A 21726-nucleotide genomic window follows, 5' to 3' on the forward strand; every position below is an offset into this window, starting at 1 on the left:
CGCCAGCGGCCTGGCCGAGCACAAGCTCAAGGATGTGCGCGAGAAGATGGCCGACTTGGCACGCATGGAGGCCGTGCTGTCTGAACTGGTGTGCGCCTGCCATGCGCGGAAAGGGAACGTTTCCTGCCCGCTGATTGCGTCACTGCAAGACGGAACGAAGCTCGCTGCATCGGCGCGGGGGAGTCACGGGGTGACTACGCCTTAGCGTGCTTTATTTTCCGAATTCTGAGACGACCCCAGAAAGCGTGCGTATTGCCTGAAAATCCAGCCAGCTACAGGGTCGTTCGCACGAAATCTTATTTATTCAACAAAGCCCCATTGCTGTGAACATTATGCCGGTGCGGCTGACAAAATATGTCAGTACAGAATTCGGCATAAAAATTTGTCTTAGGTTATAACGGCCAGAATTGGGATAAACATTAGGGATTTTTACAGCGGCGGGATAAAAGCGCGGTAGAGATCGGATCCGCCGGGGCAATTTCCCCGGCGTGGAGATGAATTAGCGTTCGAGCTCGGAATCGGCAAGCGGTGTCGTCAGGGGAATTTCTGTCGGGATGTTCAGCCAGTCGGACTTGCCGTAAAAGACGGCGTTGATCTGCGTTTGATAGAGCAGGTGGGTACGAAAACGCTGGAACAGTTTTGCATCTGGAGCAAAATCCGCCTGCCAGAACTGGTTCAGCGGCCCCTGCCAGGTTAACCCTTCGATGTCGTACAGCGCTTTGCCCATCACCTTGAGCGGCTTGTTATGGATCAGCGCCGACAGGCCGGCGGTGCTGTTCACGGTGATCACGCCCCGGGTGTGGGTCAGTAGGGCGGGCAGGGAGAGATCGTGGACATAGAGCACCCGGCCGCTGACGTCATACTTTTCGGTCAGCTTGTTAATCAGGATGCCGTAAAAACGGTGACCACGATCCATCGGGTGATGCTTGAACACCAGATAGTGCTCTTTCGACGCATGGCGGGCAAAGGAGCGGATCACGGTTTCAATATAGTCACGCACGTCTTTATACGGGCTGTGATGAATAATCTGGCTGTCGTTGTAGACCTGCAAAATTGCCAGGTAGTACTGGTTATCCAGTTTTTCAGTGATATGGCTCAGCATGTGGCGCTGCTGCCAGCGATACCACAGCTTACGGCGACCGGCGCGGAACCAGCAGCGCATCTCATACCACGGGGAGAACGACTTGTGGTGGCGGTAGCCCCGGTAGCGATGGCGGCCAAACCAGCCCGCCGCATAGTAGAGCATGGCATGGGCGGCACGGTTAAAGGAACTCGGTTTCCACGGCGTTGGGGTTTTCAGCTCCGGCAGCGGCTGCTCGCGATAATACTTCGCATCAATGGGCATCGAGGAGAAGGCATTCACGCCCCCTTTTTCCAGGGTGATGTAGAAGGGACGGAAATAGCCCTCTTCAAACGCCAGAAAATCGATGGATTTGCTGCGCGCCCACTTCTTCGCTTCGATATGCATCGGGCGACAGTCACCAAAACAGACGATGGTGTCGAAGGGGTAGGTTTTATGTAACTCGCGCAGCCAGAAGGCAAAATTTTTTACTGAGCCGGTGTAGTGCAGCGCGGTCTCTTTCGCGGCGTACCATGAGTCCCCGGCATTAAAGCAGACCTGCTTCACTTCACGCTTGCTGCTCTGCAACCAGCTTGCCAGACGTGAAAAGCAGGGGCCCATCGGTCCTTGTAATAAAAGATATCGGCGGCCATTCAGCAGATGGCGGATAGCTTGCTCTTCCATTTTTTTTCCCAGATCGGTTCCGTTGATGAGACAGGTGAGTTAACGGCTTGATGACCGTTTTTCTTTAATAAATCGGGATAAATAGTGTGCTAACGAAATGTTTGTGCCAGATAGCTCAGCTTGATCTGCCAGCGTTGCCAGCGGCTGGCCTTCTGCGATGAGGAGTTTCCCTGCGCTGCCAGCTGGCGGATCAGTTGTTCCGGGCTCATCCACAGGCCGCTCTGCCAGTCGATATAGCGCGGATAGGCGACCAGCGTCAGGTAAACCAGTGCCGCCAGGGGCAGGGTGCGCTGACGGCGCTCCGCCGGGTGGATATCTTCGGTCAGCCCCCAGCCGCTGTAGAACGGCTGGCCCCATGTAGTGACCTTCACTCCCTGCACCAGCGCTTCGAACCCGCTGAGGGAGGTCATGGTATGCAGCTCATCCACATGGGGATAGAGACTGGTGAGACCGAGATCCAGCACCTGGCTGTCAACGCAGCGCGCCAGGCATTCGGCCGAGATGGCACCGGCCCGGTTTCCCGCCACCACGTCCGGATGCGGTTTAAACAGGATATGCGCTTCTGGCCGGGCGGCACGCACGGCCCACAGCAGCTGTTCATTGCTGCGAATGACCGGGCTGCCGGTGAGGATCGAGGCATCGCCATCGACCTGGCCCACCACCAGCACCAGCGCTCGCCCGTCGGCCGGCGGGGTGAACGGCTGCACGGTGCCGACGTTATACTTGCTGACCCCATGCTGGCGGAGCATGTCCACCAGCGCGGCGCCGCGTTCCAGCGCCTGTTCGCTGAGCTGCTGCTGGTTGAGCAACTGCTCCAGCCCGCTCGGACGGCGGCTGTCGAAGTAGATCCCCACCGGGTCGATGGAGAGCGAGGAAGGGCGGCACAGGTTCGAGCCCAGCCCCCGGGAGCGGATAAAACCATCCTCCACCCGAATTGCGTTTGCCAGTTCGGGATAACGACTGCCCCACACCAGCACCTGCTCGTCAGCGGCCAGCCGTTTGGGCGGGGTGCACACAAAGCGCAGCTCCTCAGCCAGCGGCTGACAGAAGGCGCGCATAAAGGCGCGTTTCCACAGCGAGAAGCCCACCATATACAGACGGCGATAGCGTGGGGCAGGATTCAGCTGATCCGCAATGACCTCAAGCACCTGCTCCACTTCGCAGCGCTGGCCCAGCACCGGATCCAGATAGCGGGGATAGAGGATCAGCGCCGCTGCCACCAGCTGCGGCAGGCTGACCTGCGCCTGGCGACGCGGGCAGGATTTGCTGTCATGGGTCAATCCCCAGCCGGCGTAAAACGGCATGCCGAAGCACCAGACCGCTTTGCCCAGCAGCAGGGCTTCAAACCCCATCTGCGAGGAGACGGTATAGACCGCTTCCACCTCATTCAGCAGGGCATGGGGATGGCAGTGATCGATGACCCTTTCCACGTCATCCAGCTGCATCTGCGCCAGCACGCCGCGCTTCTTGCCCAGCCGGGTATCCGGATGGGTACGCAGCAGCAGGCGGGCGCCGGGGTGGTTACGCCGCGCAGCGGCAACCATTTCAACAAAATCTGCCTCGCTGGCGAGCGCGCCGGGAATGGAGAGATCCCCCGCCACCTGGTCGATCAGCAGCACCTTAGGACGGGCGTCGCTGTGCAGGCGGGCGGCCAGCGCGTCGGGTAGAGCGCTGCCCGCGGCATAGCAATTGTATTTGGTGATGCCAAGACGCAGCAGTTCGCCGGCCAGCGCTTCAGCCCGCGCCAGCAGCGCGGTATCGCACGGGGTGGCGATCAGCTGCTCAAGGCGGCTGGGCTGGCGAGCGTCGTAGTAAATGCCCACAGGATCGGCGACCAGGGAGACGGCCTTGCCCCCTCTGGCGGGGTGACCAATATAACCGATAAAGCCATCTTCCAGCTGCCAGTACGGCAGGCCAAGATCATGGGCTTTCTGTTTTATTTGGCGGGTATTGGCTTTTTGGCCCCAGCCGACCAGGACGTCTCCTGGCTGTGTTGTATCGGGATTGGTAAAACGAGCCAGTGGTTCACCCAGGCAGGCACTTATCTGTTTACTGCGGGACAGGATACCGCCTGATTGTGTCCAGAGAGTCATGGAATTTGCTCAGAATCAAATGAAATACAGCTATGCATGAAAGGCAAGATATCGAATATTTAGGGTAATGATATTTTATCAAGATAAATCTATTGGTTATATAGTAAGGTGTAAATAAAACTATTAATCCATGGCCTTTAATTTTCAAATTATATATGCTTTGCCAGATATAATCCGAATATTAAATTTTACTTTCTCTGTATACATGACTCCACGGCACGAAAGTGATATAAATACCGGGTAATGACTCCAACTTACTGATAGTGTTTTATGTTCAGATAATGCCCGATGACCTTGTCATGCAGCTCCACCGATTTTGAGAACGACAGTGACTTCCGTCCCAGCCTTGCCAGATGTTGTCTCAGATTCAGGTTATGCCGCTCAATTCGCTGAGTGTAACGCTTGCTGATTACGTGCAGCTTTCCCTTCAGGCGGGATTCATACAGCGGCCAGCCATCCGTCATCCATACCACGACCTCAAAGGCCGACAGCAGGCTCAGAAGACGCTCCAGTGTGGCCAGAGTGCGTTCACCGAAGACGTGCGCCACAACCGTCCTCCGTATCCTGTCATACGCGTAAAACAGCCAGCGCTGACGTGATTTAGCACCGACGTAGCCCCACTGTTCGTCCATTTCAGCGCAGACAATCACATCACTGCCCGGCTGTATGCGCGAGGTTACCGACTGCGGCCTGAGTTTTTTAAGTGACGTAAAATCGTGTTGAGGCCAACGCCCATAATGCGGGCGGTTGCCCGGCATCCAACACCATTCATGGCCATATCAATGATTTTCTGGTGTGTACCGGGCTGAGAGGCGGTGTAAGTGAACTGTAGCTGCCATGTTTTACGGCAGTGAGAGCAGAGATAGCGCTGATGTCCGGCAGTACTTTTACCGTTACGCACCACGCCTTCAGTAGCTGAGCAGGAGGGACAGCTGATGGAGATGGAAGCCACGGGAGCACCTCAAAAACACCATCGTACACTAAATCAGTAAGTTGGCACCATTACCTATCACGCCATGCAGTTGCGATTAAAATTCGCTCCTGTTGTATACTATGTTTTTCTTGAAGTATGTTCAGATTATAAGTTAAAGCTGGAATCCATTCTAGCTCAGCAAAGCATCGAATATAGTTTATGAATTCTCTTTCAGAACAGGATGGTGGGTTGTCCCAATATGCTAATGCAGATGTCCAATCGTGTAGCGATACATCAAGCATGGCGGAGCTATTAACTATATCTTGATTCCAAGATTTTTTTGGTATTTCAAGCGGCTTTGTTGAATAAATAAGATTTCGTGCGAACGACCCTGTAGCTGGCTGGATTTTCAGGCAATACGCACGCTTTCTGGCATCCCAGCCTTTGTCATCCTGTTCAACGCACGCACCATGGCCATAGCTTCCGCTACCTGACCATCGTAGTCACGCAGCGTCAGTGAATCTCCCAACAACTGCTTCATTCTGTACATTGCCGTTTCCGCTATCGAGCGACGGTTATATTCCGTTGTCCATTTCCACCGTGCATTGCTTCCGCTCAGCCGCTGATTAGCAACGGCACGGTTGCGGTCTGCGTACTCACCGGGCCAGTAACCTGCTCCTTTTCGGGGAGGAATAAGCGCGCTGATTTTTTTGCGGCGCAGTTCATCGTGACAGAGCCGGGTATCGTAAGCCCCGTCTGCCGCGGCTGCCCTGATTTTTCTGTGAGTCTGCCGGATAAGGCCCGGGAAGGCTTCTGAGTCCGTGACGTTATTCAGCGACAGGTCTGCACAGACAACTTCATGTGTGTTGCTGTCAACAGCAAGATGCAACTTTCGCCAGATACGACGGCGCTCTTTGCCGTGCTTTCTGACTTTCCATTCGCCTTCACCAAAGACCTTCAGCCCGGTGGAATCAATCACCAGGTGTGCGATTTCACCCCGGGTGGACGTTTTGAAACTGACATTAACCGACTTTGCCCGCTTACTGACACTGGTGTAATCCGGGCAGCGCAACGGAACGTTCATCAGGGCAAAAATGGAATCAATAAAACCCTGCGCAGCCCGCAGGGTCAGCCGGAATACGCGTTTAATCACCAGAACGGTGGTGATGGCGAGATCAGAATAGCGCTGGGGCCTTCCTCGTGATGAAGGCGTTGCCGACTCATACCAGGCCTGAATCGCCTCATCATCCAGCCAGAAAGTGAGGGAGCCACGGTTGATGAGAGCTTTGTTGTAGGTGGACCAGTTGGTGATTCTGAACTTTTGCTTTGCCACGGAATGGTCTGTGTTGTCGGGAGGATGCGTGATCTGATCCTTCAACTCAGCAAAAGTTCGATTTATTCAACAAAGCCGTTCTGAACCTAACGTGAATAAGTATCGTCAATCAGTATCCTGCTTATGATTGCCGTTACAGACCCTGATTACTGTCATCTTTGATACGCCAGCCAGGCGGGCTGTTTCACGCAGTGATTTTCCGTGGGCCAGACGCAGAGTACGTATCAGTTCATGTTTCTGTGCATCGGCCACCCTGCCCCGGTATTTTCCTTCAGTTTTCGCTTTACAGATTCCCTCTGCCTGGCGACGTCGACGGTCTTCGTAGTCTTTTCTGGCAATAGCGGCGAGCATATCCAGCATCATGCCATTTACGGCCTTCAGCATGCTTCGGGTGAAGTCATCACTTACTGTGCTGGATAGCGCCAGATGGCTGGTTGGTAAATCAAGACTGACGATGGCCAGCTGATTGTCGGTGATTTGCTTTCTGAGTGTCTCCCAGCCTGCATCATCCAGTCGAGTAAGCCTGTCGACCTGTTCAATGAGAATCACATCACCAGGTTCCGCATCACCAAGAAGCCTGATCAGTTCAGGACGGTTCATTGTCGTACCGGAGACATTGTCGATATACCAGCCAGCAATACGGTGGCCATTTTGGTTTGCAAATGCCTTCAGTGCATTTTTTGCCCGGCTGGCATTCTGCTCTGAAGTGGATGCCCGGAGGTAACCAAAAACGAACATATTTTGTCCTTCTGGTAACTTTTAAGTGGTCTTGCTTATGATGGTATCACTTATGTGGTAACAATAATATTCGCCGGTATTTTTTCGGGTGGTATATATAGAGCATACCCCAATGTGACAGGCTGACGCGCCCACGGAGCTTGTCCAACCCCTCGCCTGCTCAGATGCAAGCTCTGAACAGACTCACGGTTTTTTCTTTGAGTACAGCTTCAGTTGTCTTTTTGAGCTACGTGATAGGTAGGTATTAACGTACAATAATTTAATGTCGTATCATTATATGTTGTACGTTATTATTTATTGTGTACAATGGCGTGAGCTTCTACGCCATCAATGTGCAAGGATTCCATCTTTAGGGGACAAAAATGAAACGCGATTACGGTAGTGTGGGTACCATAGCTCTTAGAGCAAGCGCTTTACTTCAGGCTATGAGTAGGGATATTGAGGAACAAAGGAAAGAATTTAATCTGACAGATTATCATCAGACATATACTCGTAACGCTGTCGCAAAACTACCAAAGCTGAGCCGGCGTATCGTAGAACTGGCCATGAAAGAAATGGAAGAAGACGGCTATATATTTAATAAAAAGCAGATTGGTAACGTCGAACAATATGCTCTGACGATAAAGAATGTTATCGATATCTACGCCCACCGACAGATACCTAAATATCGCGATATCCATAAAGAACCCTACGTTATTTTCGTTGTAAACCTTAAAGGTGGTGTATCAAAAACAGTCAGTACAGTTACTCTTGCACATGCGTTGCGTGTACATCAGGACCTGCTGCGGCATGATCTTCGCATCCTTGTAATAGACCTCGACCCACAGGCCTCCAGTACTATGTTCCTGGATCACACCCATAGCATTGGTACAGTCCTTGAAACAGCTGCTCAGGCAATGCTGAATGATCTCGATGTTGAAACATTGCGAGAAGCAGTTATTCGCCCCACCATTATTCCTGGTGTTGATGTCATCCCTGCTTCTATTGATGACGGCTTTGTGGCGAGCCAGTGGGAGTCTTTAGTAGCAGAACATTTACCAGGACTTAAACCTTCTGAAGTCCTCAGGAAAACAATTATTGACCGTATCGCTGGTGACTATGATTTTGTCTTCATAGATACTGGCCCCCATCTTGATCCGTTCCTTCTGAATGGTCTGGCAGCGAGTGATTTGCTTCTGACCCCTACTCCACCGGCACAGGTTGATTTCCATTCAACCCTTAAATATCTGACACGTTTGCCTGAAATGCTGGAGCGTCTTGAAGACGAAGGTGTGGAACCACGCCTGAGCGCGAGTATCGGTTTCATGTCAAAAATGACTAATAAGCGTGATCACGAAACTTCGCATAGCCTGGCCCGCGAAGTGTATGCAAGTAATATTCTGGACTCGTCACTGCCACGTTTGGATGGATTCGAACGATGTGGTGAATCTTTTGACACTATTATTAGTGCTAACCCTGTTTCATACCCTGGTAGTGCTGAAGCGTTGAAAAAGGCACGTACTGAAGCAGAACGGTTTACGAAAGCAGTTTTTGACCGCATTGAATACATCCGGGGAGAGTCTAAATGAAAAAGGTTTTAGCTCGTGGGCGAGTTCTCGGTAATAGCAATTCAGAGTTTGCCCGTATGCTTGAAGGTGACGGAGATGTCAAAACGTTTACTCTTAAATCCGGCAAGCAGGCCAAATTTGTCAAAACGGTTGTATTAAGCGGAGAGATTGAATCAAAGACGTTCGTTGATGCATCGGTCAATGGACGAGATCAGGCTATGCTTACGCGTGAGTCCGTTAGTGATATTTCCCGGACGATAAAGCTGCAGCAATTCTTCCCGGCTATTGGACGGGAGGTTAATGGACGAATTGAGATATTAGATGGGACCCGACGCCGTGCCGCCTGCATATTTAATAACGTTAAATTCGAAATCCTAGTAACTAAAGATGATATATCACTCGCCGATGCACGGCAGTTAGCGCAAGATATCCAGACAGCTAGAGAACATAGCCTTCGAGAGTTGGGGAAACGACTTGAAGTCACCTATGGAACTAGCATGACGAAAGAAGAGATTGCGTTGAAAGAGAATCTCTCTCCGGCGAAAGTGACTCGCGCGTTTCAGGCCGCAGCAGTGCCAGATGAAATGGTTGCAGTATTCCCGGTGATAAATGATATTTCTTTGTCGGATTATCAGTTTTTGCTAAAACTGGCTGAAGAAGCAAACAACAAGCAAACATCCGTAACAGAACTGATGGAAAAAGTTCAACATCGGTTGAAGACCATGCCAGATTATCCGGCAATTGATAAAAGCAAAATTCTGGCGGCTATCAGGGTTGAGAGCAAATCGTTGACAACCCGCCCTACCAGAACGGTTCAAACTGAGAAGCTGAGAGAATTTTCAGATCGCAATCAGTTTGCCAGAAAGAAAACTGATTCAAAGAAGCGACTGGTTGTTTATGAGTTTTCCCGCATTTCCGCTGAGGCACAGTCGGAGATTGATGATGCAATAAAACGTATTCTGAAAAGACTTCCTGAGTCAAGTGAGTAAGGGAAAAGGATGCCGGAGAGCATCCTTTTTTTATGTTTTTCACCATGCCGATTTCAATGTTATTATTATGATTGTAAAGGAAAATTTTAAATTCTTTCACACTGAAATCACCAAGTTTTTCAACCTTTTCGTGACTCATAATTTCGCTACTGGCAGTTCAGACCAGCGAGTTGTATAGGCCGGTGAAAGCATCTCCCGTTTCATTTGCCACTCAGGTGCGATACCTCGTCCCGCAAACCATACTTTCCCCAGACCGGAATGGTTAATACCGTCCATGACTTTCATCAGCTGATTACTGTTGCTTCGGGGCTGAGTATCATCGAACAGGTTCAACTGCGAAACCCCGGTAGGAGTGAAATCATTGAGCATGCAACCCGCTTTTGCATATCGATGGCCATTCACCCAGATCCGATCCAGTGCTTTCACCGCTGCGGCTATGATGTCCCTGGTATCCTGCGTGGGAGTCATCAACTTCTCACTGGCCACATTCCCGTAATACGGTTCGTTCACCGCGAACGGTGACGTCTTCACAAATACAGCAATGTGCCTGCAGAACTGTCGCTCGCCGCGCAGTTTTTCAGCTGCACGCTCAGCATACTGACAAACTGCCTGGCGCATGGCTTCATACGTCGTGACACGCTCCCCAAAGGACCGGCTGCAGACAATCTGCTGTTTTGGCGGCGGCGCTTCTTCAAGCGAAATACAGCTTTCTCCGTTGAGTTCACGGACGGTTCTCTCCAGCACAACGCTGAAATTCTTCCTGATAAATACAGGGTTCGCGCGCGCCAGCTGCAGTGCCGTAGTGATGCCCATCGTATTAAGCGTTTTTGAGATCCTGCGACCTACTCCCCAGATTTCTTCCACCGGCTGTCGTGAGAGCAGTTTATCCGTTCGCTTTGGATTGCCTGAAGTCAGAGCAAGCACGCCCCCAAACTGCCGCCATTCCTTAGACGCCCATTGTGCGCTTTTAGCCAGCGTTTTGGTCGGCCCCATCCCGACGCCGATTGTCAGCCCCGTACCGGAGCGCACGTGCTCGCGCAGCTGCCGGCCGAAGTCCTCATAATTGATGCAGCTGTCTATACCGCGGATATCCAGAAACATCTCGTCGATGTAAAGGAAAGAAGAACAGCCATGGACATGACTTCAGCTCAGACATTCCGCTACTCAATCTCTGATGTCGGATGTCCATAGAAAGAACCTCTTTTCCAGGAAATTGGGGCTTGAAGTCCATACCTGCGCAATTGCACCCATTTGACCAGTCAATTGCATTGGTACTGACCACCGCGTGCATCCGACTTGGCCAGTGGGCAGCAGAGACGCAACAGGCAGAAACCGGCCAGAAGCAGTCAGTCAATCATGCGTTACAGTGATTTTTTGCAGCTCTTTATAGAGCCGTTAGCTGCTGCCACCAATAATCCATAGGCCTGCCAGTCGTCAGACAGTCTTATTCTCGATCAGACGATTGCCCCGTCGATGACCAGTAGCTCACCGGTGATGGAGCCAGAGTCCGGTCTTCGGATGCAGGACTCCTGGCTTTGCTCACTCAGCGCCGATCCCGGCCATCGGTTCAGTTTGGCCCCAGCCACCGCCCAGAGACCTGAACAGGTCAACCAGCGCAATCTGCCGTTCCGTGCTGATTTGAATTAGTGTGGTCTGGTTGCTAAAGGTGCTGCGCTGGGCGTCAAGATAACGCAGGTAGTCGTCCACGCCGCCCTCGTAACGCGCCTTAGCCAGGGCCATCGCAGCCTCGCTGGAACCGGCCAGAGCCTGGCGGGCAGCCTCCTCGCGGCGCAGGGTGTCGGTGGCGGCCAGGGCATCGGCCACTTCGCGGAAGGCGGTCTGGATGGTGCCTTCGTAGTCGGCCACCGCCGCGTCCTGGCGCACTTCGGCGAGGTCCAGGTTGGCGCGGTTGCGGCCACCGGCGAAGATCGGCAGCGACAGCGTCGGGGCAAAGCTCCAGGCCCGCGAGCCGCCATCGAACAATCCGGACAACTCGGCACTGGAGCTGCCCACCGAACCGGTCAGGCTGATCCGGGGAAAGAACGCGGCGCGAGCTGCACCGATATCGGCATTGCGCGCCTTGAGGCGGTGCTCGCTGGCGAGAATGTCCGGGCGCCGTTCGATCAGTTCCGAGCTGGTGCCGGGGGCGATGTCCTGCAGCACCATCAGGTCGTCGCGGGGCGTCGCGGGCAGCAGGCGAGCGGCATCTGGCGTGCCGAGCAACAGGACCAGGGCGTTGTCCGCCTGGCGTAACTGGCGTTCGGTGCTCTCGCGCTCGGCCCTAGCCTGTTCGGCAAGGCCGACCGCTTCCTGGTAATCCAGGGCGGTGGCGGCCCCCGCTGCACGGCGCTGGCTGACCAGCTCCAGCGAGGCCATGCGGCTGTCCAGGGTTTGTTCGACCAGGGCCATGCGGCGTAGCGCACCATCGCGGGTCAGGTAGGCCTGGATGACCTCGGCAACCAGGCTGATCTGCGTGGCACGGGTCGCCTCCTCGGTCGCCAGGTAGGTCTCCAGCGCGGCCTCGGAGAGGTTGCGCACGCGGCCGAACAGGTCGACTTCGTACTCCGCGAGGCCGAGGCCGACCTGATAGTTGCTGGTCACTTCCGAGCGCCCGGTCTGCGACAGATCGGCAGGCAGGCGCTGGCGGTTGCCGCTGGCATTGGCGTTGATCGAAGGCAGGCGATCAGCACGCTGGATGCGGTACTGGGCACGCGCAGCTTCGATATCCAGCAGCGCCTGGCGCAGGCTGCGGTTGTTGCTCAGCGCCGTATCCACCGCGCGGCGCAAGTCGGCATCGACGATGAAGGTCTGCCAGTCCAGCGCCTGGGCACGGGTGCCCTCCGCGTCGGCGGCTTGCCAGTGCGACGCGACCGGTGCCTGCGGGCGCTCGTAGGTCGGGGCCAGCGAACAACCCGCCAGGGCGGCGATGGCCAGGGGCAGCAGAGCGCGACGGAGCATGAAGTGAGAGGTCATCGCATTACTCCGCTTTATGCAGGGGATGGTTGTCGGTTTGCTGAGGTTTGGTGCGCAGCAGCGACAGCACCCAGACGAAGAAGATCGGCACGAAGATCACCCCGAGCATGGTCGCGCTGAGCATCCCGCCCAGCACCCCGGTGCCCAGTGCGCGCTGGCTCGCAGCGCCGGCGCCAGTGGCGATGGCCAGCGGCACCACGCCGAGCATGAACGCCATGGAGGTCATGATGATCGGGCGGAAACGCAGGCGCGCGGCTTCGACAGCAGCATCGCGCAGCGAGTAGCCGTCTTCCCACAGGTCCTTGGCGAACTCGACGATGAGAATGGCGTTCTTCGCCGCCAGGCCGATCACGGTGATCAGGCCGACCTTGAAGTACACGTCGTTGGGCAGGCCGATAGCAGTCACCGCCAGTACCGCGCCGAGTGCGCCGACCGGCACGATCAGCATCACCGTCAGCGGGATCGCCCAGCTCTCGTAGAGCGCCACCAGCAGCAGGAACACCACGGTGATGGCCAGGGCGAACAGCATCGTCGCCTGCCCGCTGGCGACCCGCTCCTGATACGACAGCCCGGTCCACTCGTAACCGATACCTTCGGGCAGCTCGGCAGCGATGCGCTCCAGTTCGAGCATCGCCTCGCCAGTGCTCACGCCGGGCGCGGCGTCACCGGCAATGCGGATCGACGGGTAACCGTTGTAACGCGCGACCTGCACCGGGCCTTCTTCCCAGCTCGTGGTGACGAAAGCACTCAGCGGTACCAGGCTGCCGCTGTCGTTGGGCACATGCAGGCGCAGGACGCTTTCCGGTGTCATGCGCTCGGCCTGTTCGGCCTGTACCACCACGCGCTGCTGGCGGCCGGCGTTGGCGAAGTCGTTGATCACCGACGAGCCGAACGCAGTGGACAGCGCGCTGCTGATCGCTTCGAAGCTGACTCCCAGCGTGCGCGCCTGCTCACGGTCGATCACCAGGCGCAGCTGCGGCGCCTCGGCCAGACCTTCCATCATGGCGTAGAGGAACTTCGGATTGCCGTTGACCTTGCCCAGCACTTCATCGCGCGCTGCCAACAGGGCATCGCGGCCAAGGCCGGCGCGGTCCTGCAGGCGCAGGGCGAAACCACCCGAGTTGCCCAGGCCTTCGACCGGCGGTGGCGGCACCGCCATGATCGCGCCGTCATCGAGGTTGGCGAAGTGCTGGTTGACCGCAGCCGACTCGGCTTCCGGCGACTGCGAAGAATCTCGCTCGGACCAGTCCTTGAGCAGCGGGAAGGCAATGGCCGCGTTCTCACCCATGCCGGAGAAGCTGAAGCCGAGGACCAGGAAGGACGTCTGCACGGCCTCGCGGGCCATCAGAAACTCTTCCAGCTCCTCACCCGTGGCCGAGGTGCGCTCACGGGTGGCGCCTGGCGGCAACTGGATGTCGACGATCATGTAGCCCTGGTCTTCCACCGGCACGAAGGATTCCGGCAGGCGCAGGTAGAAGAAACCCATCAGCACCACCACGCCCAGGTAGATGAACATCACCCGCCCGGCGCGCGGCACCAGCTTGCCGTTGAGTTTGGTGTAGCGGCCGGTCAGGGCGGTGAACTTGCGGTTGAACCAGCCGAAGAAACCGGTCTTCTCGTGATGGCCTTCGGGGATCGGTTTGAGCAGCGTGGCGCACAGCGCCGGGGTGAAGGTCAGCGCGAGGAAGCCCGAGAACAGGATCGACACCGCCAGCGACAGCGAGAACTGCTGGTAGATCACCCCCACCGAGCCGGCCATGAAGGCCAGCGGCAGGAACACCGCCGACAGCACCAGGGTGATACCGATGATCGCCCCGGACACCTGCCCCATCGCCTTGATGGTCGCCGGCACCGGCGCCAGGCCTTCCTCGGCCATGATCCGCTCGACGTTCTCCACCACCACGATGGCGTCGTCCACCAGGATGCCGATGGCCAGCACCATGCCGAACATGGTCATCATGTTCACCGAGAAGCCAAGCAGGTACATGAAGGTCAGCGTACCGAGCAGACACACCGGCACGACGATGGACGGGATCAGGGTGTAGCGCACGTTCTGCAGGAACAGGAACATCACCAGGAACACCAGCACCATGGCCTCGATGAGGGTCATGATGACCTTGTCGATCGCCACGTCGACGAAGCGCGAGGTGTCGTACGGCACGGAGAACTCGACGTTGTCCGGGAAGTTGGCCGACAGCTCGGTCAGACGCTGCTTGACCGCCTCGGCGGTCTGGATCGCGTTGGCACCGGGCGACAGCTGCACGGCGGCGGCAACGGCGGGCTTGCCGTCCTGGCGCGAGCCGAAGTTGTAGTCCTGGCTGCCGACCTCGATGCGCGCCACGTCGCCCAGGGTCAGGCGCGAGCCGTCCTGGTTGGCACGCAGCACGATGGCGGCGAATTCCTGCGGGTTGTCCAGGGTACCCTTGACCGCCAGGGTCGCCGTCAGCTCCTGCTCGCTGGAACCCGGCGTGCTGCCGAAGGCACCGGCCGGCACCTGCACGTTCTGCGCGCGGATGGCGTTGTTCACGTCATCGATGGATAGGCCGTAGCCGACCAGCTTCTGCGGATCGATCCACACGCGCATGGCCGCCTCGGAGGCGAAGAACTGCAGCTTGCCGACGCCGTTCACGCGACGGATTTCGTTGTTGATGTTGCGCGCGGCGTAATCGGCCAGCGCCGTGACGTTGGCGTCCTTGTCGCCATCGGTGTAGCTCAGCGCATAGATCAGCAGGAAGCCGGCGGTGGCCTGCTCGGTCTGGATGCCGAGCGTCAGCACGGCCTGCGGCATGCGTGCCTCGGCCTTCTTCAGACGGTTCTGCACGTCAACCTGGGCCAGTTCGGGGTCGGTCCCTGGCTGGAAGGTGACGGTGATCTCGGCGATGCCGTTGGCGTTGCTGGTGGACTCGAAGTACAGCAGGTTCTTGGCGCCGTTGAGTTCTTCCTCGATGACGCTGGTCACCGAGTCGGTGAGCACCTGCGCCGAAGCGCCGGGATAGGTGGCGGTCACGGTGATCTGCGGCGGCGCCACGTTGGGGTACTGCGCCACCGGCAGGAACGGGATGGCCAGCAGGCCACCCAGCGAGATGAACAGGGCGACTACCCAGGCGAAATTGGGGCGCCGGATGAAAAACAGGGACATGAGAGGTTCTCCGGCTTACTGCACCTGGGACTGTGGAGCGGCTTCGGCGGCATCTTGCTCGCGGGGGATGACCTTGGCGCCCGGACGGATAGCCGCCAGCGAGCTGGTGATCACCTTGTCGCCGACCTGCAGGCCCTCGCTGATTTGCCAGCGCGAGCCCTGCATGGCACCGGTGGTGACCTGGCGCGCCTCGACGGTATCGCCCTCCCCCAGCAGCATCACGCTGGCCTGGCCGTCAGCCGAACGCTGCACGGCACGTTGCGGCACCAGGATGGCGTTCTGGTCGAGCCCTTGCGGTGTGCGCACACGCACGTACATACCCGGCAGCAGCACGCCCTCGGGGTTGTCGAACTGGCCTCGCAGGGCGATCTGCCCGGTGCTGCGATCCACCGAGATATCGGTGAACAGCAGCGTGCCCTTGCGCTCGATATCGGTACCGTCGACACGCAGCGACAGCGGCTGGTCGCTCGCACCGGCAACCTTGCCCTCGGCGATTGCCGCGCGCAGGCGCAGGGCATCGGCAGCAGGCTGGGTGAAGTCGGCGTACACCGGATCGAGTTGCTGGATACGTGCCAGCAGCGTGGCTTCGCCCTGGCCTACCAGAGCCCCTTCGGTGACCTGGGCGCGACCGATACGCCCGGCGATGGGGGCGCGAACCTCGGCATAACCCAGGTCCAGGCGGGCAGTTTCGACATTGGCCTGGGCCGAGCGCTTGTCGGCCTGGGCGCTCTGCAGAGCGGCCATGGCGTTGTCGAAATCCTGCTGGCTGACGGCGTCGATCTTCACCAGTGGTTCGTAACGGCGAACCATCGCCTGAGCCTGGAACAGCTGCGCCTCGGCGCGAGCCAGTTCACCTTCCGCCCGCGACAGGGCCGCCTTGAACGGCGCAGGGTCGATCTGGAACAGCACGTCACCGGCCTTCACGTCGGCCCCTTCCTCGAAGGTGCGCTTGAGCACGATCCCCGCCACCCGCGCGCGCACCTCGGCGACACGCACCGGCTCGATGCGCCCTGGTAGCTCGGCGAACACTGTGAAGGGCTCGGTCTTCACGCTGAGCACATCGACTTCACGCGCTGGCGCCTCTTCCCGTTGCTCTTCGGGCTTGTCGCAGCCAACCAGGGTCACGGCGATCAAATAGGAGATCACGGAAAAAGTGATCCATTCGCGGAATTTGTTCATATCTCACCCAAGCGCGAAGCCAGTACGTAGTCGAAGCCGCGCATGATCCACGCAAAAATCAAATAAGTCAATATTGACTCATTTGATTTTGGTGTGAACAAAGCTAGTATCCTCTTTGAGAAAAATGAGTGTTCTAGGCAAAATACCCGCATCTGCCCGCGATAGATAAAGAGTGACCGATGGATTTAAGGCAATGCTGAACAAGTAACGTCATATCCATCGCACAGCCATTTGAATGCCAAATGGCCCGCAAAGATACTGTGCTTTGCCCCACAGGGCCTGTTTCGGGAGCCTTTGAGCCCCTTTCGGACCCTTACGGGCGCACCTGTCCCTGCAGGCGCCCTCGGGCAAGGTAGATGTTGGCCAGCGCCAAGGCCGTGAACGCACGCGTGGCGTTCTTTTGCAGCCCGCGATAGCGCACCTTGGTGAATCCCCACAGGCGCTTTACCACCGCAAAGACATGCTCGACCCGAGCGCGCACCCGTGACTTGTTGCGGTTCTTGGCCCGCTGAACTTCGTCCACCTCGCCCGCACGGCGGGTGCGCTGGTTGGTGAAGTCCTTGGCCCTGGGGGCTTTGCTCGCTATCAGTGTTTTCTGGCTGGCATAGGCCGAGTCGCCGTACACGCGTCGCTCATTGCCATGCAGCAGATCGGGCAGTGGGTGTTTGTCGTGCACGTTGGCCGCCGTCACCACGGCGCTGTGCGCCAGCCCGCTTTGGCTGTCCACCCCAATGTGCAGCTTCATGCCGAAATACCATTGCTGGCCTTTGCGGGTCTGGTGCATGTCGGGGTCGCGCGCCTTGTCGGCGTTCTTGGTAGAACTGGGCGCGGCGATGATGGTGGCATCCACGATGGTGCCGGTATTGACCTTCAAGCCGCGCTCCTGCAATTGCTGGCCTACCTTGGCAAACAGGGCTTCGCCCAGTTTGTGCTCATGGAGCAGTTTGCGAAACTTCAGCAGCGTGGTGGCATCGGGCACCCGTTCACGACCCAGGTCAATGCCCGCAAAGCGGCGCAGACTGGCACTGTCATACAGAGCCTCCTCGCACGCCAGATCGGCCAGGTTGAACCAGTGCTGCAGGAAATGGATGCGCAGCATGCGCTCTAGGCCAATGGGCGGGCGGCCGTTGCCGGCCTTGGGGTAGTGCGGCTCTATCACCTGGCACAGGGCGGCCCAAGGCACTATTGTCTCCATGGTCCGCAAGAACTCTTCACGTCGGGTGGGCTTGCGCGACTGCTCGAATCCGTTGTTTTGATCTGCGGCCATTGCCAGGGTCTGCTGCTTCATCTGCGGATAACGTTTGAGAAGCGACAACGGTGGACCTTGATCAGCATTGCCTTAACTGCTGCCGATGAGAAATTGCTGAAGGCCCTGGCGATCGCCATCGTTGACCACCCGCGAGCCACGTTCAAAGAAATAGCCCAGGCAGCGGGGGTCAGCAAGGCGACGCTCAACAGGTTTTGCGGCACCCGCGACAACCTGATCGAGATGCTTCTGAATCATGGTTCGGTGGTTATTTATAGGGTCATTGCCGATGCCGATCTTGAGGCGGCGCCCTTGGACGCATTGCATCGTCTGATCGAAGGCCATTTGATTCACAGGGAGTTGTTGGTATTCCTCTCATTCCAGTGGCGCCCGGACACGTTTGATTTAGATGCAGGCGGCTGCCGATGGCTGCCTTACTCGGAAACGCTGGACGAGTTCTTTCTCCGCGGGCAAAAACTGGGCGTATTCCGTATCGATATCGGTGCCCCGGCGCTTACCGAAATCTTCTCCTCCTTGATCTTCGGCCTGGTAGACGCCGAGCGCCGCGGCCGTATCGCACGCGCAGGTATGGCGGCGTTGATCGAGCAATTCTTCCTGAACGGGGCTTGCAACTACCAAACTTAACGGAAAGCAACGCTCAGTTTTTTTTCCAACGGGTTGGCGGTGTCCGTTTTTGGCCGTTCTCTGACGGTCGTGACAGTGACACGCCCTGGTCAAGTTGAACGCAATCCGTGGTCAACGCCAACCCAAATTGGTGGTCAAGAGGAGTGCAATTTCGCACATACCTGAGGACTGCTCACCACATCGCTTGCGTCGGTAGTAGCTTCCGCACTTTCCCCGTCTCTCACCGCTAAACAGCGCTTTCCGGTAGCGGACTTTAGAGCGGCTTGATACTGGCCAGCATGCAGAAATTCTGCCCGTGTAGCGTCACGACCGGACAAGCCACTAGGGTGGCGGTCAGGAAGGCAGGCAAACGGAACACGGCGAAGCACCTCGAAGGCGCTGGCCACTTGCCATCCAACTGGGCGCGGCCTTTAATCGGCGGATCTGGAAAGGAGACGGATATGCCATTGTTGGACGAGATTATTGGGTGGGCCGGCGGACTCAGACCCTGGCAGCAGGAAGCACTGCGCCGGATATTTGCCCGGGCCGAACTAACCCAAGATGACATCGAGACCATTCTGCGAATGGTTCGCGAGCAAGAACGGGAAGACGCAACCACGGGGGGAGCACGGCCATTCACGCTGGACGACGTACCAGGCGCCGGAAGTGGCGCAACCGTGCGGTTGGTGGGTGTCTCGGGGCTAGACCAGGTAAACGGCTTCCCGTCCGGTCGTGCCTTTGACCTCGCACCGGAGGGCATGACCATTTTCTTTGGTCATAACGGCGCCGGCAAATCCGGCTACGCCCGCGTCTTCAAGAATGCCTGCAACGCTCGGCATCGGGTGGAGGTCCTGCCCGACGCTTTTGGGGCGGCAACCCCAGCTAGACTGCCATCAGCAGATTTCGCCATTTTGGTGGATGGCACTCCGGAAACCGCACGTTGGGTCCAGAACGGGCCGGCCCATTTGCATTTGAGTTCGGTCTCGGTCTACGACGCGGCCTGTGCCAATGACTACATCGACGCGGAAGGGACCCCTGCATTTCAGCCCTACGGACTCACTCATCTGACGCGCCTGGTCCTACTTCAGCGTGATTTACAGGCACGGATTGGGACCGAACGCAATGCCTTGGCTCTGGATACCCGGCAATTCGAACCGCTGAAGGGTGACACCGAAGTCGGCCGCTACATCGCCAAATTAGGTGGGGACTCGGACCGCGCCGTGCTTGCTCGATTAGGGACGGTCGGTGACGATGAACTCCGGCGACTGGAGTTTCTGAAGCGGACATTACTGGAAAGCGATCCTGTGCCGCAGGCGCTGGCCTTGGAACGTTTGGCGACACGCTTGGACCAGGCGCAGCGTCGAGCCGAGGAAGTCCAGCGCTGGGTGAATGATCGTGCCATAGCACGGGCAAAGGAACTGATTACAACGGAAAAAAACGCGCATCTCGCCATGCAACTGGCGCAAGCGCGTCTTCAGGATCGAGACACACTGAACGCCATGGAGTTGCCGGTAACGTCCTCACCCACCGCCACGCTGCTGGAAGGCACAGGAGCTGAACTCTGGCAAACGATGTACCGAGCCGCTGAGGCTTTCTCTCAGCAGACGGCATACCCTGAACATCCCTTCCCGCACCTGGAACCGGACGCTTACTGCGTACTCTGCCAGCAACCTTATTCAACGGATGCCTCGGAGCGCATGCGGCGTTTCGCGGCATTTGTCGCCGACAGCGCCACGGCGGATGCGCAAGCCGCCACGCTTGCGCGCATGAACGCTCTAGGGAAGGTGCAGGCTGTCGATCTAAACGTTCTGGATGTGCCAACACGGGCTGACGTGGAGGAGCGACTGCCCGACCTACACGCTGCCATCACCGCAGCGGCATCGGTCTGGACCGCCCGGCATACTTGGGTTAGCCAAGCCCTGCAAACTGGAAACTGGTCCCCCGAGTCAGAACCGCTTCCTATCGAAGCAAACCTCGATAGTCTCTTCGCCGCCAAAGCTGCTTCGCTCCGAGTCGACGCCAATACCCTGCGGACCTCTGCCGATCCCGCTCTACGCTTGGCGCTGACCCAAGAACTGGCAGAGCTAGAAGCCCGACAACGCCTCGCCAACCAGCTTGGCGCGGTGGAGCGCTTTGTTCAGGACAGTCAGGTCCATGCCACATTGAGCCGCTGCCATGCCGCCCTCAACCCAGCGGCAGTGTCACGCAAACTGACGTCCCTGGCGGCGACGCATGTGACCGAGGCTCTGGCCGCTTCTATGAATGCTGAGTTGAAAGCCCTGGGCTATAAGCGACGGGTGCAACCCGACCTGAGCGGGCGCACAGAGCTGGGGGTGACCAAGGTCACGCTGCGCCTGCAGGAAATCACGGCGAAAGCCTCCAAGGTGCTGTCAGAGGGCGAGCAGCGCGCGTTGGGGATGGCTATGTTCCTCGCCGAGCTCGAATCCCTGCCACATACTTCGACCGTTATTTTCGACGATCCGTCTACGTCGCTGGATCACGTATATCGTCGGGCCATAGCTCGGCGTTTGGTAGCGCTGGCTGAGACCCGCCAAGTGCTGGTGTTCACCCATGATGCGGTGTTCCTGACCGAGCTCGCGATGGCGCTTCAGCGCGCTGATCGCTCGGCCAGCTACAAGACCATCGGTTGGGACGAGTCGCCGGGACTAGTGAGCGAGGGGCTGACGTGGACGACGATGGACACCAAGGCCCGCCTGGCCGATCTCGAAAGTCGTGCGAAAGCACTGAACGTTCCGGTCGGCAGCGACCCGGATGATGAGCTTGAGCGGCAAATCGCATCGGGATACTCAAGCCTCCGAGGCACTGTCGAGCGCGCCATACGCGAGGTTTTTTTGAACAATACCGTCCAGCCGTTCAGCGATGTGGTGAGCGTAGAAGCATTTGGTGCTGTCATTGGCCACCCCGCAGAGGAGTGGGAGCAGTTGCTGGCAGTGTATGCGCGGGCCTGCGAAGCTACCGAGGCCCACGACACCCCAGGCGAGCGCCAACTACCGCTTCCCGCGCGTGAGGAGTTGCTCGGCGATATCGCCCAGGTCCTGGAATTAATCAAAAACGCGACTAAACGCCGAACTGCCTACGAGAATCTACGCCGGGAGCGGACCGCGCAACGCAAGAAGCTCTTCGGCGGCTAGCCCGACGTTTCATGCCGGGCTGGTCGGGCATGGCTGTGTTTCTTTCGAATATTGCG

13 protein-coding genes and 2 pseudogenes are annotated in these 21726 nt (G+C 57.4%); 5 read left to right on the forward strand and 10 right to left on the reverse strand.

Features of this window, described 5'->3' with window-relative positions:
* Position 1: 1 nt before the first annotated feature.
* Positions 2-205: pseudogene (locus L2Y28_RS24105) on the forward strand (MerR family transcriptional regulator); the annotation flags it as partial.
* A 294-nt stretch (positions 206-499) separates the two neighbouring features.
* Here L2Y28_RS24105 and L2Y28_RS24110 read toward each other — a convergent pair.
* From L2Y28_RS24110 to L2Y28_RS24130, 5 genes are all read right to left on the reverse strand, one after another.
* On the reverse strand, positions 500-1744 hold the full coding sequence (locus L2Y28_RS24110; protein ID WP_016479953.1) for a capsule biosynthesis protein: 1245 nt from the start codon (positions 1742-1744) through the stop codon (positions 500-502).
* Between the two features lie 89 nt (positions 1745-1833).
* Positions 1834-3837, reverse strand: a complete 2004-nt coding sequence (locus L2Y28_RS24115; protein ID WP_016479952.1) for a capsular polysaccharide biosynthesis protein — start codon at positions 3835-3837, stop codon at positions 1834-1836.
* 254 nt (positions 3838-4091) lie between these two features.
* Positions 4092-4789, reverse strand: a protein-coding gene (locus L2Y28_RS24120; RefSeq protein ID WP_223216367.1) for an IS1 family transposase whose coding sequence is annotated in 2 segments (ribosomal slippage) — positions 4092-4540 and positions 4540-4789 — 699 coding nt in all. Because the reading frame shifts where the segments join, the coding sequence is not laid out codon by codon here.
* 370 nt (positions 4790-5159) lie between these two features.
* Complete coding sequence (locus L2Y28_RS24125; protein WP_000654811.1) at positions 5160-6128, reverse strand: IS5 family transposase; 969 nt, start codon at positions 6126-6128, stop codon at positions 5160-5162.
* Positions 6129-6188: 60 nt separating this feature from the next.
* Positions 6189-6821 (reverse strand): recombinase family protein, encoded by a 633-nt coding sequence (locus L2Y28_RS24130; RefSeq protein WP_016479950.1) that lies wholly within the window; start codon positions 6819-6821, stop codon positions 6189-6191.
* Between the two features lie 362 nt (positions 6822-7183).
* On the opposite strand from L2Y28_RS24130, the gene L2Y28_RS24135 reads away from it, so the two are divergent.
* Positions 7184-8389, forward strand: coding sequence for an AAA family ATPase (locus L2Y28_RS24135; protein WP_015493083.1), 1206 nt, complete (start codon positions 7184-7186; stop codon positions 8387-8389).
* Positions 8386-9357, forward strand: a complete 972-nt coding sequence (locus L2Y28_RS24140; protein WP_016479949.1) for a ParB family protein — start codon at positions 8386-8388, stop codon at positions 9355-9357. Before L2Y28_RS24135 ends, L2Y28_RS24140 begins: the two co-directional genes overlap by 4 nt.
* A 135-nt stretch (positions 9358-9492) precedes the next feature.
* Here the strand turns inward: L2Y28_RS24140 and umuC are convergent.
* From umuC to L2Y28_RS24165, 5 genes and pseudogenes are all read right to left on the reverse strand, one after another.
* Positions 9493-10467, reverse strand: a pseudogene (gene umuC / locus L2Y28_RS24145) (translesion error-prone DNA polymerase V subunit UmuC); the annotation flags it as partial.
* A 429-nt stretch (positions 10468-10896) separates the two neighbouring features.
* Positions 10897-12330, reverse strand: a complete 1434-nt coding sequence (locus L2Y28_RS24150) for a multidrug efflux transporter outer membrane subunit TOprJ2 (RefSeq protein WP_088903432.1) — start codon at positions 12328-12330, stop codon at positions 10897-10899.
* Between the two features lie 4 nt (positions 12331-12334).
* Positions 12335-15469: a multidrug efflux RND transporter permease subunit TMexD2 gene (locus L2Y28_RS24155; protein WP_027591160.1), complete on the reverse strand. Its 3135-nt coding sequence runs from the start codon at positions 15467-15469 to the stop codon at positions 12335-12337.
* Positions 15470-15484: 15 nt separating this feature from the next.
* Positions 15485-16648 (reverse strand): multidrug efflux RND transporter periplasmic adaptor subunit TMexC2, encoded by a 1164-nt coding sequence (locus tag L2Y28_RS24160; RefSeq protein WP_088903431.1) that lies wholly within the window; start codon positions 16646-16648, stop codon positions 15485-15487.
* A gap of 313 nt (positions 16649-16961) precedes the next feature.
* Positions 16962-17936 carry an IS5 family transposase gene (locus tag L2Y28_RS24165; RefSeq protein ID WP_088903445.1) on the reverse strand — a complete coding sequence of 325 codons (975 nt, stop codon included), beginning with the start codon at positions 17934-17936 and terminating at the stop codon, positions 16962-16964.
* 45 nt (positions 17937-17981) lie between these two features.
* Here L2Y28_RS24165 and L2Y28_RS24170 point away from each other — a divergent pair, with 45 nt between their 5' ends.
* Together L2Y28_RS24170 and L2Y28_RS24175 are read left to right on the forward strand one after the other, a co-directional pair.
* On the forward strand, positions 17982-18539 hold the full coding sequence (locus L2Y28_RS24170; protein ID WP_088903444.1) for a TetR/AcrR family transcriptional regulator: 558 nt from the start codon (positions 17982-17984) through the stop codon (positions 18537-18539).
* 440 nt (positions 18540-18979) lie between these two features.
* The gene (locus L2Y28_RS24175; RefSeq protein WP_088903430.1) at positions 18980-21670 is read left to right on the forward strand and encodes an AAA family ATPase; all 2691 of its coding nucleotides are present in this window, start codon (positions 18980-18982) and stop codon (positions 21668-21670) included.
* Positions 21671-21726 lie beyond the last annotated feature (56 nt).

Source organism: Enterobacter sp. JH25 (assembly GCF_021725435.1).
In the GTDB taxonomy this organism is placed as follows: Bacteria; Pseudomonadota; Gammaproteobacteria; order Enterobacterales; family Enterobacteriaceae; genus Enterobacter; species Enterobacter intestinihominis.